We start from the raw sequence: 16339 nt of genomic DNA on the forward strand, positions 1-16339 counted from the left end.
CTACTCAAACCTCCTTCCGGTCAATTCCAGAAATACCGTTTCCAGATTTGGCTCTGTAGAGTGGATACTCTCCACCTGTTCCGATGCAAAAAGCTCCTGAATCTTTCCGGCAGATTCCCTGCTGTTTCGAAGATCGATCTCCCGGCCATCCTTCAGCAGAATCCTGACCCGGTTCTGCTCATTATATTTCCTGCAGATTTCCTCCGGTTTTCCGTATTCCACGATTTTCCCCTGGTTTAAGAGCGCAACATGGTCACATAATTTTTCTGCCTCCTCCATATTGTGGGTGGTGAGAAAGACTGTGGCTCCTTTTGCCTGCTCCTGACGGATCAGGTTATGGATCTCGCTTACTGTGGAGGGGTCCAGCGCACTGCCGGGTTCATCCAGAAAAAGGATTTCCGGGCTGTGCATCAGGGCTCTTGCCATGACCAGGCGCTGCCGCATTCCCTTGGAAAGCTTGCTGACCGGACGCTTCTCTGCCTCCAAAAGTCCCACAGCGCTTAGGATTTCCCGTATTTTTGCCTTTGGTATCCTGTAGATTTCCGCGAATAATGCCAGATTATCACGGCAGCTCAGACGTTCATACAGTCCGGTGTTATCCAGCACCATGCCCATCTTTGTGTAAATACTGCTGGTAAGTTTTCTGGTATCCGTCCCCAATACTTCCGCCCTTCCTCCTGTCTGTACAAGCTGTCCCGTAAGTATCTTGATCAGTGTTGTTTTCCCGGCTCCGGACGGGCCAAGCAGGCCGAAGATTTCACCTTTTTTCAGTGTCAGGCTGATGTCCTCCAGAACTGTTTTGTCTCCGAACCTTTGGGTGATTTCCATTATTTTTATACTGTTTTCACAATCCATTTTATTTCTCTTCCCCTTCCCATTTTTTCTTCATGCGGTTCAGACCCTCTTCCAGTTTCCGGTCCTCAGCCTTCATTTTCAGGCGCATAACACCTATGCTCACAGCAACACTGATGGCAAAGCAGACAATGAAACATACCCACGGTTCCCACATATTTACGGGAAACCAGCCGAATCCCCAGATTGCCATACAGGTGATCGTCAGAATGGACTGCAGCATACATACGGTCCGCCCGGTCCCTGACAAGCGTTTGAACAACTTTTCCGAGAAGAACAGGTACTGCATACAGGTCACCAGAAAAGAAGTCAGCAAAAACTCCGCCATGACCTCCAGAGGAATCCCCTGCCTTCCAAGCCTGAATATGCCGGAAATTTCCTTTGCCGTTTCGCCGAAAAAAAAGGCGATCAGAATCAGTATAGTGGCAGTGATCCCGTAAATACAAAACACATTTCCCAAAAAATCAAATATCGTTTTCTCTCTTTCCATACTCTACCGAACCCCCAGTTTTTCTTTCATATACTCTGCATATTGTCTGGATACAATCAGTTTTTCCCCGTTTGTCATAGTCACAAGAAGACGCCGGTTCAGCTCTGACTTCAGAGAAGCAATGTGCCGGAAATTAATGATGCAGGACTTGTTTGCCCTGAAAAAATCAGCGTCCTCCAGTTGTTCCTCCAGCTCATAAAGCTTCAGATCCGTCTCATACACCTCACTTTTTGTATAGAGAAATGTTTTTTTATCCGCGGTATCAATATACAGCACATCCACTGCCTCGATGAGATACATCTCCCCTGCTTTATACCCGGCAAGCTGTTTGTTCAGCATATGCAGCATGGAGAGTATTCTTTCGATCTCCGGTGTCATTTCCGGGCATGTTACGTGGATGTGAGTCTCTTTTTCATCTGTGTCCGTGTGCACGGTTATCTTCACGCAGCCATCTCCTTTCCCTTCTGCCTAAACCTTAACAGACTCTGTTTAAATGCGCAATAGCATGGGGCCCCAGTTGCCCTATTCGGGTACCAAGTTACCACGCACGCCAAACAGACTGATCTGCCGGACAGCAAAAAATATCAAGTTTCTCTCTTTCTTTCAAATTATAATCTTTTTATAACAGAAAGGAATGATGTGAAATATGGAAAGAACAAACGTATATCTGAAAAATTTTACAGGCACAAGCTATGAAGTGGGAATACAGATTGGGAACTGGATATTATCTGCGCCGGTTCTGCTGCAGAGGGCCTTGCTGCCGCCCGATACCTATCCCCATGATAAATTTGCGCAGATCACCGCTCTGCTGGATGAATACTGTCCCGGTATCAACGAGGAGATTCTGGGCTTTTCAGACACCGTCGGCGTTCATGCGGAACAGATCCTCTTCTACGCAATGACCTATCTGGAACGCGGATGCAGCCTGATGGCAGCCCTTCCATCCAAAACAGAAAACCGCCACACCATGATGGCCAGAAATTATGACTTCCACGATGAAATGGAGGAGATGTGCTTTGCCTATACTGATATCAAGGGAAAATACTGCTATATCGGCTCCACCCTGCATCTGTTCGGCAGAGGTGACGGAATAAATGAGCATGGCCTCGCAGTGTGCCAGGCGGGGAACGGACTTCCCGTCGGCAATTTTGAGGGTGCACAAAAGCCGGGGGTAACGGGATTCCAGCTCTGGATCGTTGTGCGCAGTATTCTGGAAAACTGCAGAACCGTGGAGGAAGCAATCCGGTGGACCATGGATGCCCCTATTGGTTTTAATATCAATTTGATGTTGGCTGACAGCTATGATAGAATAGCATTATTACAATGCATAGATGGCCACAAGGCATATGAAATCCTGGACAGCAGCAGTGAAAAAACATATCTCACGTCCACAAACCACACCCTGTTTGAGGAAATCAAGCCCTACGAAAAAATGGTTATCGAAAATTCCCTGATCCGTAACCGCAATATAGAAAAACTCTTTGAACAGGACAGGCGTATTTCCAAGGAAGACATGAAACATCTGTTGTCCGCTCCCTATCCTGAAGGCCTCTGCTGCCACTACTATAAAGAATTTTTCGGAACACTGCGCTCCATGGTATTTGATGTGACAGATAAGACCATAGAGATGACATTCGGCTCACCGCAGGTAAATACATGGCAGACATTTTCCGTCGGCATGCTGGATGCCGGGGAAATACCGGCACTGCTGCCTCAGGAAAAAGCAGGGCCGGTATTCTATAATATACTTTGACCGAACCATACAAGGAGGGAGGAGACTGTGAACGACCATCAAATCATCGGACAGGCTATTGTATTCATTGAGAATCATTTGTATGAAACGATTACGGCACGTGACGCCGCAGAAGCGGTCTCCTACTCTTATTATCACTTCCACCGCTATTTCAGCGCTGTCATGGGGGAAACCATCGGAAGTTACATACGAAGCAGACGCCTGACGCAGGCTGCGTGGGACTTGACCCACAGCGATAAAAAGATTATTGACATCGGACTTTCTCTTTATTTTGAATCAGCAGAGAGCTTTACCCGGGCGTTTAAAGACAGGTATTCCATGACACCCTCCGAATACAGAAAACATGGAATTGATGTTCTGATCGGAAACCGCCAGTCAGCGCGGCTCCCTGATGAGACCATTGTCACCCATGCCGGATTAACCCCGGAATTTGTCTCCATGCCTGCCATAAATATTATGGGATTTCGGTTCAATACAACGGTCAGCGGCAATGAATCAATTGCCATGTGGGAGCAGTTTAACCGACAGATTCCCGCCTCGCTTCTCTCAAACAGACAGTTTGGCGTATACGAGGCAGGGGAAACCTGCTCTTCTGACGGATTTCACATAGACAGCAAAACTTCCGCCTTTGTGGGGGTTGAAATTCCGGATGCGTATCCTGTGCCGGACCATATGAAAAAGAAAAAGCTCTGCGGGGGCACATACGCAAAGTTCACGCATAAAGGAACTGTGGATACTCTGCTTAGAACCTATCATTATATCTGGGGTGTCTGGTTTCCCAAAAGCGGGTTTGAGCTTGCCGCCCGGGATGATTTTGAATGTTATACAGAACGGTTTACAGGACCGGAAGATGAAAATGCTGAGATTGATATTTATTTCCCGGTTCATGATCGAAAACGGGGATAAAAAAGCTGCTGCAAATGGAAGATTCCATCCATTCACGGCAGCTTTTTCTTTCACCAATAGTGCCCATACTCCGCCGTTCTTCTAACAGCGCTTCATAAGGCGAATATAAAACTCAACGGTCTTTGCCAGGGTTTTCACGGGAACTCTTTCATTGTTTCCATGAATCATACCTCGCTCCTCTTTAGACAGCTTCATCGCAGAGAATTTGTACACCCTGTCCGTGATCCTGCAGTAATGCCAGGAATCGCTGCATGCCATCATGAGATACGGGGAAACCAGTGCCTCTGTCCAGGTGTCGCATACTGCCTGGGATAAAAGTTCCCATTCCCTGCAGGAAGTATCCGACTCTGCGGAAGGATTTCTTCCCTCCACCACACGCACTTCTATATCCGGATTCTGTATGGTGCGGGACAGATAATCCCTGGCAGACTCCACGGTATCTCTGCCAATCAGCCTCAGGTTCATACCCACAGAGGCCATGGGCGGAATCACATTGTAGGCTTTTCCGCCCTCCATTTTTGTCATGGCACAGGTGGTCCGCATCATGGCATTCAGCTCACCGCCGGACTTTTTGCACACCTTGTCAAACAGCCCCTCAAAGCACCAGAGATTTGCAAAGATCACTCTATACAGAAAACCGGAGTGGCGCCCCAGTATGTCCAGCATTTCCCTCACGGGTTTGGTGAGCTGGCGGGGGAAGGGATGGTTTTCCACCTCTGTCACAGCCTTGGCAAGCTCTCCCACAATGGTATGGACCGGAGGCATGGAGGCATGGCCGCCGTTACTTTTTGCGTGGAATTCAATGTTTGTAAGACCCTTCTCAGCGATACCGATGAGGGCACATTCCCGTGAAACGCCGGGAAATACATTTTCCACCACGGCGCCGCCCTCGTCTACTACCATAGCCGGGGAAATGCCGTTTTGTTCAAACCAGTCCACAATGGACGGACAGCTCGGCCCATTGATCTCTTCCTGTCCGGAAAAGGCAAAGTAAATGTCATGTTCCGGCACAAATCCCTCTTTCAGAAGCTGCTCCGCAGCCTCCATGATTCCGCAGAGAGTTCCTTTGGTATCCAGTGTTCCCCTGCCCCAGAGCACACCATCCTCCACAATGCCTGCAAACGCCGGCTTCTCCCACTGTGATTCCTCCACAGGCACCACATCATAATGGGACATAAGGACAACCGGGCGCCCCTCCTCTTTTCCTTTCCAGTGATACAGCATGCCGTTAACCCCGATAAACTGGCGGGTCAGACGGCTGTGGATCTCAGGATAGATCTTCGGAAGCAGTTCCTGGAATTTTTTAAATTCAGCCTTGTCTATGAGACTTTCGTCATTATACGATACGGTTTTGCAGCGTATCATTTCTGCCATGTCCTGTACCGTCTTTTCTTCATCTACTGTGACCTGCTCCCCGGAGGGCTTTGGCCCCGGCTTCGGCTTGAACATCGCCGCCCGCACTAAGATAACAGCCAAAAATACAATGACTGCCGCCAATAGAATCCACAATATCATCTGCAGCATTTCAAATCCCTCCTATAACTTTCCATTCTTATATAAAAATCTTGCCGAGCCAATGGCGATCAGCGCCCCAACAGGTACCAGCACGCCCACAGACCCGGAAAGGGACGGTACCAGAAGAAACAGTATGACCATAAAAAGCAGCGGCGCCACGGAAATCTTCCAGTTTTTACTCACATACACCACCGCCAGACCGCCGAATAAGGACGGAAGTATATTGTCAAAGGCAGGCTTTACTGCCGGATTATTCAGTATTGGGGTCAGCGGTACAAGAAGCGCCACGCCCAGGGCAATGACTATGGTGGTGACAATGGAGGAGGTGGCAACCGCTATGGTGGAAATCACCTCTCCCTTCTCTGTTCCCGGTTTTACCTTTGCATTCTCCATGGCGGTGAGGGCTGCCGGAACTTTCAGGTTGGTCAGATTACCGGTGACAAAGGCCAGATAAGACCCGGCTGTCCCCAGCATTGGAACAAAGGTCACCACCTCGATCAGGCCAACCGTCCAAAAAATAGGCGCCACACCCAGAAGTCCTTTGAGTACCGGTTTCCAGCCCGGCCACGCCTGATAATAGATACAGGTGACAATGGGATAGGCGAAAATCATGCCCAGCGCGCAGAGAATCCAGATGCGCCCGTAAATGTGTGTCATGTCTTCATATGTTCTGCCGTTTTTCTTCATCCTGTCAACCTCCTATCATGGGTGTGATAACCGCCGCAAAGATCATAGCTCCCAGCATACTGACAGGAAGCGCATAATTCTCCAGCCATTTCCAGCCGCACTTTTTATGAGAATCCCGCAGATACCCATAAGAAGAGCGGAAAACAGCAGGACAAAGATTGGGATCCAGCCCTTCAGTCCATTGCGGATATCAGAGAACACCATTCCCAGAAATGCGGATATCATGCCCAAAAACATGGCTGTCATAAAAATATCGCCCCATTTGCTGTCCTTATTCTTGATCTTCAGCAGGCCTCCCTGAATCTTTTTGATAAAGAGGGGCACCCAGATAAGCCCCGGAAAGATGCCGAGTGTCATGACCCAGCAGATGGCTGTATAGACTTTCGGGTCTGTCACGGTCTCCGACAGGGAGATATGCAGGGCATTGGCTGTGGACGTGGCTGCCGGAAGTTCATATGTAATGGCTCCGATGACACTGAGCCTCAGCCACGGCAGAGGCAGCCCCAAAAACTTAGACAGTGTGATGACGCCCAGCAGTATGGACACAGCCGGAGCCAAGGTAAATACTGCGGTGGACAGAATGGTCTTTTTCATCTGCGCTGTCTCGATTCCCAAGCTTTTTCCCCGCCTGTAAGCCCGCACCAGGAAAAATATGGACTGGGCAATAACGAACAGGATCACCAGTCCTGCCAGGGTAAACAAAAAGGTACTGTTTGGTTGAAATTTCATGTGTTCTCCTCCCTTGTCAGCTTCCGTATCCAGTTCCCATAATGGGATTCCAGAAACGCCGGTACACATTTGAATATCTGGTCCGCGTTCAGGCAGCAAACCACAACTGCCGGTGATGCTTTCATCACAAACGCCATAAAAAATGACAGAGGTATGACAATGCCCCAGATACTGATCAGGTCCATTTTCACTACAAACATAGCATTGCCGCCGCCCCGGATGATCCCGTTGTTGGTGGGCATCTGGTAGGACATGCCCACACAGACTACACTCAATATGATCAGGAATGTGTTGGCCATATCTTTAGTTGCAGACGACAGATCATAAAGATTCAGAATTGGAATGCGGATAAAGAATAAAAGGATTCCCGATAAGATTCCAATCACCAGGAACATTCTCTGCATCACCTTTGCGTACACCTTCGTCAGCGCTATGTCTCCTGTTCCGATGGTCTTTCCTATGATGATCGATGCCGTGGAGGCTGCTCCCACTGCTGTGGATTTCACCATCAAAAACAGTGTGGACGCCGCGCTGTTGGCGGCAATCGCCGCGGATGTCATATGCCCCAGGATCACTGTCTGCAGAGCAGTATTGACACCCCAGAGGCTCTGTACCACCACCATGGGTGCTGTGATCTTAAAGTAGTCCCTGCACAGAACTTTGTCGAATGACAGATAATCTTTTAATCTGAGATTCAGGTTCTTTTCCTTTTTTGCTATGTATAGGATCAGCACAGCGCACTCTGCGATTCTGGCTGTCAGCGTTCCCACCGCTGCGCCTGCGGTTCCCATTTCCGGTGCGCCGAAGTGTCCGTATATGAGGACATAATTGATTCCGCAGTTGATAAAAAATGTCATAATGGAGAGGCCAAACGCAATCTTTACCACCTCCACACTTCTCAGCGCTGCCAGCAAAAGCTGGGTAACCGCAAAAAACAGATACGTGAACCGTATGATATTCAGATACTGCACACCCTCCTCGATGATGTGTCTGTCAGTGGTAAAAACACCCACTGCCTGGAAGGGAAACAGACTGACCAGCACAAACAAAAGGAGCGCCACCACAAGCCCTGCATGCATAGCTGTGGCTGCAATCTTTTTCATGGGTTCCGTCTGCTTTTTTCCCCAATACTGGCTGCAGAAGATCACAAGCCCGTCTCCCAGTGCCATAAGGATCTGCTGAAATACAAACTGGATCTGATTGACCGCTGCCACGCCTGCCAGTGATGTTTCACTGTAAGCTCCCAGCATCATATTATCCGCCAGATTTACGCTGAGCGTGATAACGTTCTGCAGCACCAGTGCCGCGTATATAGAAAAAAAGCTGTAATAAAATGTTTTATTTACCTTGATATGTAAGTTCGTGTTTTCTGTCCTGCGTATTCCTGTCATTTCACTGTCTCCATCCCTCTTCTGTCCATGCATCCGTGTGTGTCATTACACTTCATAGTGAACCATATTCTCCTCAATTTTTGGGCTGTTGTTTTCTTTTACACGCTTTAACGGTAAAATCCCAGCCACCTGCTTTCCTGCTGAAAGTCCATCTGTATCACAGAGCCGCTGGCTACAGATTTCCTCTCTATAAACCGCTGTATGACCGTCTCATGGGAAACCACAATTATCTTTTTACAGTGCATGTATTTTTTCACTGCCAAAAAGGCCCTTTCTCCAACCTTTGAAAGACTTTCCCAGTGGTATTTACATTCGCTGCACCACTCTCCTTCATACCGTTCCATCTCCTTAAGAATAGCCGGGATTTCCTCCGGCCCCGTGTATGTAAAGGTCAAATCAGGCATCCATTCGTGCAGGTCTGTTTCCACGGTCAGGGGAATACCGGTAACCCGGGATATGACAGACGCGGTTTGAAGCGCTCTGGTATAGGGGGAAGAGAGAATCAGATCCGCACCCGGAAGTCTTTTGTCCCCAGCCGCCTGTTCTGCCTGCTGCACACCCTTCTCTGTCAGTTTTGCCAGATCACGGCCGTGCCCTGCATAACCTCTCTTATCAACGTCAGAATAATCCGGTTCCCCGTGTCTGACCAGCAGTAAGTCCATGATAATGCTCTCCTTTTTCCATTTTTTCTCTTAATTTAAAATTATACTCGTTTTTGTCAATTAACGCAATGAATTTTCCTTTTCATTGCAAACCGCCGCCGGGAATACTATAATATAAGAAAAACAGCAGGAGGCCTGAATTTGTACCATATATTAATTATTGAAGATGATACGGATATCCGCAGTGAACTGAAGCTGATGCTGGAAAACGCATTGTATCAGACAGATGTCATAGAGGATTTTACCCATATTCCCGCTCAGGTGGACGCGCTCTCCCCTGATCTGATCCTGCTGGACATCCAGCTTCCGGGAGTTGACGGCCTGTCTCTGTGCAGGGAGATCCGCAAAACAAAAGACACGCCTGTCATCTTTGTGACCAGCCGGGGCTCCTCCATGGATGAATTGAACGGCATCATGATGGGTGGCGATGACTACATCACAAAGCCCTACGTGGCCCCCATTCTGCTTGCCAGAATAGCCGCGGTGCTGAAACGCTCGGGAAGGGAAAACACAGCCACGGATGCCTGTATCCTGACCTGCCGCGGATGCCGGCTCAATCTTCTGAACAGCACTCTGGCCTGCGGGGATAAGACAGTGGAGCTTACCAGAAACGAGCTGCGCATCTGCTGGAATCTCTTTTCCAGGTGCGGTGAAATCGTACCCAGGGAAGACATTATAGACGATCTGTGGGATAATCAGATATTCATTGATGACAATACACTGAGTGTGAACATCACCCGTATCCGCGGCAAGCTGCGCAGGATCGGCGTGGAAAATCTGATTGAGACAAGGAGAGGACAGGGGTACCGCATATGAATTTTCCGGAATATATCAAAGACAAAATACTGACCATACTGATGCAGATACTGTGCATGACAGGCAGTTTTATCTACCTGTACACCTGCGGTATGAAAAAGAACCAGCTTCTGCTTTTTTATCTGGCCTGGCTCTTTCTTCTGGCTGTCTGGTTCACCGTTGACTGGTACAGAAGAAGCCGGTACTTTAAAGAGCTGTTCCACATATCAGACTCGCTGGACAAGCCCTATCTCATATCAGAGGTCATGCCGGATTCCTTCCGCCTGGAGGACCGGCTCTATAAAAGGATCCTCAGAAGCTCCAACAAATCCGTCATCGACACAGTCCATCATCTGGAATCCGAGCGCACAGAGTATAAAGACTTTATAGAGAACTGGATACACGAAGTAAAACTTCCCATCACCTCCATGAACCTCATCTGTGACAACAACAAAACAGCAGAGACGAGAAAGATCAAAGCCCAGCTCTCAGAGCTGGAAAATGATGTGGAAAAGGCACTTTTCTATGCCAGATCTGACACGGTGTATCAGGACTACTTCATACACCGGATCGTGCTGAAAGACGCGGTTCTGACTGCCATCCAGCGCATCCGCCCTTATTTGATACAGAATCAGGCGCAGGTAGAGCTTCACGGCTGTGAGGAAATGGTATACTGCGATGATAAATGGCTGGAATTTATTTTAAACCAGATATTTCTCAATGCCGTCAAGTATAAAAAAGAGGAAAGCCTGCGCATAACCATTGATACTCTCCGGGAAAATAACAGCACTGCACTTATCGTTTCAGATAACGGTATCGGCATTCAGGACAGTGAGATCGGGCGCATTTTTGACAAGGGATTTACCGGAACCAACGGCAGACATAACCGGCAGTCCACAGGGATCGGACTGTATCTGTGCCGAAAGCTCTGCAGAAAACTGGGAATCTCCATAGAAGCCCGTTCTGAGGAAGGAAAATACACAAAAATACTGCTGCATTTTCCTGACGGCAGCAGTCATTTCTCCAGAGACGGACAAAATGCAGAAGCCTGAGCCAATCTGTTACTGTTCACAGCGTGCCCAGTAACACGCTTCGCGATGCACAGTTCTGCCCTTTAGGGTACAAAATGCAATAAATTGCATTTTGGCGCTGGCCAACTCGGGATTTTGCTTCGCATCGCGCAGCATCCCCTTGGGGAAAACCCCTCGCGGAACATTGGCCGTGAACAGTAACGCCAATCTTTCAAAATTGTAAGGTTACTGCAGACTACATTGATATGAAACACAGACGCTTTCCGGTATCATAGAACCAAGAACAGGGAACTCCCCTGTACAACAGCCGGAAAGGAAGGATAACAAGATGGAAGAATTAATCCGTGTGGAGGATATAGAAAAATATTACGGAAGTAAAAACAATCTCACAAAAGCTGTGGACCGCATCTCTTTTACTGTCAGCAAGGGCGAGTTCACCGGTATCATGGGAGCCAGTGGAAGCGGCAAAACAACACTTTTAAATCTGCTGGCAACTGTGGATATGGTTACCTCAGGCCATATCTATTACGGTCCCGAGGACATCACAAGGCTCAGCGAGGATAAAATGGCTGATTTCAGGAAAAACAATCTGGGATTTGTCTTCCAGGACTTCAACCTGCTCGACACGCTGACCATTCAGGAGAATATTTCCCTTGCCATGTCACTGACAAAGAAAAGCAAAAAGGAGATCCAGGAACGGACGAAAAAAATCATGGAGCGCCTGGATATCCTGCCCCTTTGCGACAAATTCCCCTACCAGGTATCCGGCGGACAAAAGCAGCGCTGTGCCTGTGCCAGGGCACTGATCAACCATCCGAAAATTGTTTTCGCGGATGAGCCTACAGGCGCTCTGGATTCCAAATCTGCCCGGATGCTGCTGGAGACTTTTACCCATATGAATGAGCAGATGAATGCCACCATTTTAATGGTCACCCACGACGCTTTTTCTGCCAGTTACTGCAAGCGCATCTTATTTTTAAAGGATGGAAAAATCTTTCATGAACTGCAGAAGGGCTCCAGAAGCAGGAAGGAATTCCTGGATGAGATCCTGGATGTGCTCTCCCTGACAGGAGGTGATGGGGATGCTGAATAAGCTGGCTCTTCGCAATGCCAAACGCTCCTTCCGAGACTATCTCATCTATCTTCTGACCATGGTATTCACTGCTGCCCTGATGTTCTCCTTTGACTCCATGATCTTCTCAGAGGATGTAAAAAAGCTATGCGCCGAGGCGGGAATGATGGGCGCCATGCTGGGTCTGGCCACCTTCTTTATCGTGCTCATCATGATATGGCTGGTGCACTATATGATGAAATTCATGGCGGAAAAACGAAGCAGGGAATTTGCCACCTATCTGCTTCTCGGATTTCACAAAAAGCAGATCGCAAGGCTGTTTTTAAAAGAAATGCTGCTTCTGGGCCTGGCTGCTTTCTTCATCGGCCTGCTTCCCGGCCTCTTTCTGCAGCAGGTTATCACAACCCTGATCTATGCCATTGTGCAGGCTGACTACACGATCCATATCCAATGGAACATAGCGACTTTTTTTATGACTGCAGGGATTTTCTTCGGCTCCTATGTGCTGGCAATGTTCCGGAGCAACCGGCGTTTTAAGAAAATGAATATCCGTGAGATGATGTACCTGGACCGCCAGAATGAGGAATTGAAAAACGGAAATAAATCGGGAAAACAGTGGATGTTTTTTGTCTCCCTATTCACGATTCTATTGTTTGGCTGGATGCTGTACTTTGGGCATTTTAATCAATGGAATGTATATCCCATGATCGCGGCACTCATTGTCTCCGTCTATTTTCTGTACATGGGGCTCTCCGCTTTTCTTATCAGCTACATCCGGAAAGGAAGAGCCGGCGTATATAACGGAGCCAATATATTCCTTCTCAGGCAGCTTGCCTCCAAAGTAAAAACCATGCAGTTTACGCTGGGCACACTCACGATTCTTTTTATGGTGGCCCTGGTGGGGGTATCGGATGCCCTGATGCTGAACCAGTTTCAAAACACACAGGTGCAGGAAAAATATCCCTTTGATGTTTGCATATACAACGAACATACCGATTATGATTTTGCCGAAGAGAAAGCGCTGACGGAAAAGTACGCGAAAATCACAGATTTTCTGGCCTATGAGATTTATCAGGATCATACCAATTCCTGCAATCGTTATCTTACGGAAGCGCTTTCTGAGAACGACACTTACTATTACTCCTGTTTTAAATACGACACCTATATGCGTTTAAGCGATTACAACCGCCTGCGGCAGATGCTGCATCTGGATCCGGTCAGCCTTCAGCAGGACCAGTATCTGATACAGACAAAAAAGAGGCTGAAAAAAACACTGCTGCCGTTCTCCGAAACCCCTTTGCACATTCAGGGGCAGGACTATGTCTGTGCCGGAATCTATACCGATACCTTTGAGCAAAGCGGACACAACGGTGCTGATTATATACTGGTCGTCCCGGATGAAACGGCGGCCTCCATGACGCCTTACTACTCCCTCATGGCAGCCAGTATAAAAGGCAGCCTTCCGGATGATTTCTACGACCAGGTGCTGTCCATGTGGGGCATCAATATGAAAAATGATTCCTATGAAGAGCTGGATAACTATATGGACAGCCTGGACCGGGGAACCGGATCAGATGCCATCTATGTGTCTGATAAGCTGGTATTTCTGAAAGAAAACGATGCAAGGGAAATGAAATTTCTGCTCTCCACCCTGATCTTTCCGCTGATCTATGTAGGGCTTGTGTTCCTCTGTGTGGCGCTCACAGTGCTGGCAGTCCAGCAGCTCTCAGATTCCGGAAAATACAAATACCGCTATCAGCTTCTCGGCAAACTGGGCATGCGGACAAAGGAACTGAACCAGATAATTTTCCGGCAGCTTGTCATTTACTATATCTGCCCCTTTGCAGGAGCGGTACTGCTCAGCGGAGGCATTGTGGGCTTTATCAGCCATAATTTCGTCAAATACTCCGGTGTGCAGGCACCGTCCTGGCCTTACTTCGGGCTTGCACTGCTGCTGTTCGGCGGTGTGTATATAATTTACTTTATCGCAACTTACATTGAATTCAAACGGAATATCATGTCCGCGCAGAAAGTGCCTGATGTGGAATAACATTTAAGGGGAAGCCCGGTTTACCGGACTTCCCCCTGATACTGTCCCCTATGCTTTTCTGTTCTGAATAAAATACTGGTAGGCTCTTCCTATAAATTCAGAGGCCCCTTTGCCATAGTTTTTATCCATAGTATCAATCAAAAGTTTTTCATGCAGATAGCCGTCAATCATGTTTTCCCAGAAGTTTTTGCCCATTTCCATTCCTTCGTACAGTTTTTCCGTGATCTCCACACATTCCTTTATGGTCGCCTGCACTTCCTCCGAGCCCGGGTCTCTTGTCAGATCGGATACCAGAGCCTCTGTAAGCTCCTTGTTCCGCTGCAGTCCGCCGTCCTCTTTGAGTTTCTGTCCTTTTTCCATCAATTCGGGCATATGTTCCAGGTTCTTTCTCATGGCAGATATAAAATCTTCCATGCTGTCATAATTTTTCTTGGCAGCGTCAACCAGGAAGGACTCTTTTCCTTTCCACTTACTCACCCAGTCATCAAATGCTTCCATGCTTCCAAAGCTTTTTATGACAGCATCCTCATGCTCCTTCCGGAATTCGGACAGCATGTCAAAATATTCTTTTGTATCAAATTCTTCAAAACTCATACACGTTTCCCCCTTTTCTAATTTTCCCAACAGACGAATCATTTTGTCCAGCCGTTTTCTCTTTGTCTCCAATAGTTGTTTCTGCTGCTTATACGCCTCTGTTTTGTCAAAGGCCGGATTTTCGATAATTGCTTTGATCTCTTTTAAAGAGAAATCCAGCTCCTTGAAAAACAGTATCTGCTGCAAGGTTCCAAGTGCAGCGTCATCGTATAAGCGGTAGCCGGAATCCGTCAGCTTCGTTGGTGCCAGAAGCCCTATCTCGTCGTAATACTGTAATGTCCTTACGCTGATCCCTGTTAGCTCAGAAACCTGTTTTACTGTCTTAATATGATTCCACTCCCTTCTGTCCATGTGTTTTTTGCAGCTCTGTATCATATTTCTTTTCTATGATAATTTCATCTTACACTATCACGGAACGTGAGAGTCAATAATGTTTTTCAATAAATTTAAAAGGGGGAAATATAATTTTTATCCTTGGATATCTCCGTTTGCACGGAGCAGTTCTTTTGCGCATTCCATATAATAATGGCGCCCATTTGCGCTTGTTTCGTATTCTGCCGTTTTTTCCAGAGCTGCGGCTTTTAACTGCAGCACTTTGCTGTCAGGTTCCGCAGCCAGCAGCAGATCACAGAGCTCCAGGCACCACTGGTACTCTTTTTCCTTTAGTGCCTTTTTGGCCGCCTCAAAAGTTTTCGTTTTGCCGCCTATCAGATCCAGCATTTTTTCGGAATGCGCTTTCGGAGCAAGGGGATGGAGATTCGTCGGATTTCCGTCAAACCATCCTAAATATGCCGAATAAATCTCTCGTACCGTCCACTCCACACATCCATAATGCTCCGCCAAATACGGAAGATTTGCATATTCCCCGGGCAGTCGGATTTCAGAAGCCAATTCTTCCGGGCTTTTGCCTGCATTCATTCCCTCTAATGTTTTGGTGAGAATATAGTCAATAGAATTTTTAAAATTCCCCAGCACTTCCCGGATTTTTTCATTGCCGGATATCAGCGCTGTATGGCCCGGCAGAAGATATTCTGCAGGGTAAGACATGAGCACATCAAGACTGTGGATCCACGTTGCGAGATTGCGGTACTGTCCGCCGCGAATCGCGTATAAATTGGGAAAACAGCCAAAATAATTGTCGCCGCAGCACAGCACTTCCTTTTCAGGGAACCATATCATGAGCTGTTCTTCCGCCTCACCCGGAAGACGAACCATCTCGACCTGTACCCCGTCAATTTCTCTGACAATGCGCTCCTGCTGACAAACCCTGGTCGGTGGGACAAAAGCCCTGTGTTCCCCGTAGACCACGCCCTCCCGCGGTCCGATTCCCTGAGAGATGGCTTCCTCGTCTGTGAGAGAATATCCAAACTGCCGTTTTCCCCGCAGATTCTGAATATCCTGCAGAAGTTCCGTTTTTTCCAATACAGCAGTTACAGGTTCAAAGGCTATGATTTCCTCCGCGCTTTCCTGAAATGCCCCTGCGCCGCCCCGGTGATCGGGATGTCCGTGTGTATAAAGAATGGTTTTTACTTTTTTGCCAGTATTCTTTTCAATGATTTCTGACAATCTTTGCCCGCGCTCCAGGGTGTCCAGAGTGTCAATTAAAATAACGCCGGCAGCCCCCTCAACAAAGACAGCGTTGCTGTGCCCGAAGCCTGATACGAACCACACCCCTTTTGTCACTTCAGAAACGGTTTCTTTGTAATTTTTTTCTGTAAAGTCCCGTAATGTCTGACCGCCATTTTCTATAAGCATATAATTATGCCTCCATTCCTTTGGTTTTTCTCTATTTTACCACAATTACAGGGGTGT

The 16339-nt window shown here is 47.8% G+C and carries 16 protein-coding genes; 6 read left to right on the forward strand and 10 right to left on the reverse strand.

The genetic code is table 11. The annotated features are described in order from the left end of the window. Genes LC508_RS06860 through LC508_RS06870 form a run of 3 tightly spaced genes read right to left on the reverse strand, consistent with a single transcriptional unit; the run spans position 1 to position 1786 of the window. Positions 1 to 855 (reverse strand): ABC transporter ATP-binding protein, encoded by an 855-nt coding sequence (locus LC508_RS06860; protein WP_103731708.1) that lies wholly within the window; start codon positions 853 to 855, stop codon positions 1 to 3. Position 856: 1 nt separating this feature from the next. Next, positions 857 to 1342 carry a hypothetical protein gene (locus LC508_RS06865; RefSeq protein WP_054351073.1) on the reverse strand — a complete coding sequence of 162 codons (486 nt, stop codon included), beginning with the start codon at positions 1340 to 1342 and terminating at the stop codon, positions 857 to 859. Between the two features lie 3 nt (positions 1343 to 1345). Then, complete coding sequence (locus LC508_RS06870; RefSeq protein ID WP_103731706.1) at positions 1346 to 1786, reverse strand: LytTR family DNA-binding domain-containing protein; 441 nt, start codon at positions 1784 to 1786, stop codon at positions 1346 to 1348. A 202-nt stretch (positions 1787 to 1988) separates the two neighbouring features. On the opposite strand from LC508_RS06870, the gene LC508_RS06875 reads away from it, so the two are divergent. After that, complete coding sequence (locus tag LC508_RS06875) at positions 1989 to 3095, forward strand: C45 family autoproteolytic acyltransferase/hydolase (RefSeq protein WP_103731705.1); 1107 nt, start codon at positions 1989 to 1991, stop codon at positions 3093 to 3095. Positions 3096 to 3122: 27 nt separating this feature from the next. Next, complete coding sequence (locus tag LC508_RS06880) at positions 3123 to 4001, forward strand: AraC family transcriptional regulator (protein ID WP_054351072.1); 879 nt, start codon at positions 3123 to 3125, stop codon at positions 3999 to 4001. An 81-nt stretch (positions 4002 to 4082) separates the two neighbouring features. Here LC508_RS06880 and LC508_RS06885 read toward each other — a convergent pair whose 3' ends face one another. From LC508_RS06885 to LC508_RS06905, 5 genes are all read right to left on the reverse strand, one after another. Next, complete coding sequence (locus LC508_RS06885) at positions 4083 to 5525, reverse strand: M20 family peptidase (RefSeq protein WP_103731704.1); 1443 nt, start codon at positions 5523 to 5525, stop codon at positions 4083 to 4085. Positions 5526 to 5537: 12 nt separating this feature from the next. Next, positions 5538 to 6203: a hypothetical protein gene (locus LC508_RS06890; RefSeq protein WP_103731703.1), complete on the reverse strand. Its 666-nt coding sequence runs from the start codon at positions 6201 to 6203 to the stop codon at positions 5538 to 5540. Between the two features lie 42 nt (positions 6204 to 6245). After that, positions 6246 to 6932, reverse strand: coding sequence for a DUF5058 family protein (locus tag LC508_RS06895; RefSeq protein ID WP_225305333.1), 687 nt, complete (start codon positions 6930 to 6932; stop codon positions 6246 to 6248). Next, the gene (locus tag LC508_RS06900; protein WP_103731702.1) at positions 6929 to 8323 is read right to left on the reverse strand and encodes an MATE family efflux transporter; all 1395 of its coding nucleotides are present in this window, start codon (positions 8321 to 8323) and stop codon (positions 6929 to 6931) included. The genes LC508_RS06895 and LC508_RS06900 overlap by 4 nt, the downstream gene beginning before the upstream one ends. A 107-nt stretch (positions 8324 to 8430) precedes the next feature. Then, positions 8431 to 8985, reverse strand: coding sequence for a histidine phosphatase family protein (locus LC508_RS06905; protein WP_052099300.1), 555 nt, complete (start codon positions 8983 to 8985; stop codon positions 8431 to 8433). Positions 8986 to 9126: 141 nt separating this feature from the next. On the opposite strand from LC508_RS06905, the gene LC508_RS06910 reads away from it, so the two are divergent. The 4 genes from LC508_RS06910 (at position 9127) to LC508_RS06925 (ending at position 13933) form a co-directional block, all read left to right on the forward strand. Continuing rightward, the gene (locus tag LC508_RS06910; RefSeq protein ID WP_103731701.1) at positions 9127 to 9801 is read left to right on the forward strand and encodes a response regulator transcription factor; all 675 of its coding nucleotides are present in this window, start codon (positions 9127 to 9129) and stop codon (positions 9799 to 9801) included. Next, positions 9798 to 10832, forward strand: coding sequence for a sensor histidine kinase (locus LC508_RS06915; protein WP_033140539.1), 1035 nt, complete (start codon positions 9798 to 9800; stop codon positions 10830 to 10832). Before LC508_RS06910 ends, LC508_RS06915 begins: the two co-directional genes overlap by 4 nt. 307 nt (positions 10833 to 11139) lie before the next feature. Next, a complete protein-coding gene (locus LC508_RS06920) occupies positions 11140 to 11904 on the forward strand; it encodes an ABC transporter ATP-binding protein (RefSeq protein ID WP_033140540.1) in 765 nt (254 codons plus the stop codon). After that, entirely contained in the window at positions 11894 to 13933 is a 2040-nt protein-coding gene (locus tag LC508_RS06925; RefSeq protein ID WP_103732886.1) for an ABC transporter permease, read from the forward strand. Before LC508_RS06920 ends, LC508_RS06925 begins: the two co-directional genes overlap by 11 nt. Positions 13934 to 13981: 48 nt before the next feature. Here LC508_RS06925 and LC508_RS06930 read toward each other — a convergent pair whose 3' ends face one another. Continuing rightward, complete coding sequence (locus LC508_RS06930; RefSeq protein WP_207727903.1) at positions 13982 to 14878, reverse strand: MerR family transcriptional regulator; 897 nt, start codon at positions 14876 to 14878, stop codon at positions 13982 to 13984. 117 nt (positions 14879 to 14995) lie between these two features. Beyond that, positions 14996 to 16282, reverse strand: a complete 1287-nt coding sequence (locus tag LC508_RS06935) for an alkyl/aryl-sulfatase (RefSeq protein ID WP_118594107.1) — start codon at positions 16280 to 16282, stop codon at positions 14996 to 14998. Positions 16283 to 16339: the final 57 nt, after the last annotated feature.

The organism is Blautia parvula, from assembly GCF_020215665.1.
In the GTDB taxonomy this organism is placed as follows: domain Bacteria; phylum Bacillota; class Clostridia; order Lachnospirales; family Lachnospiraceae; genus Blautia; species Blautia celeris.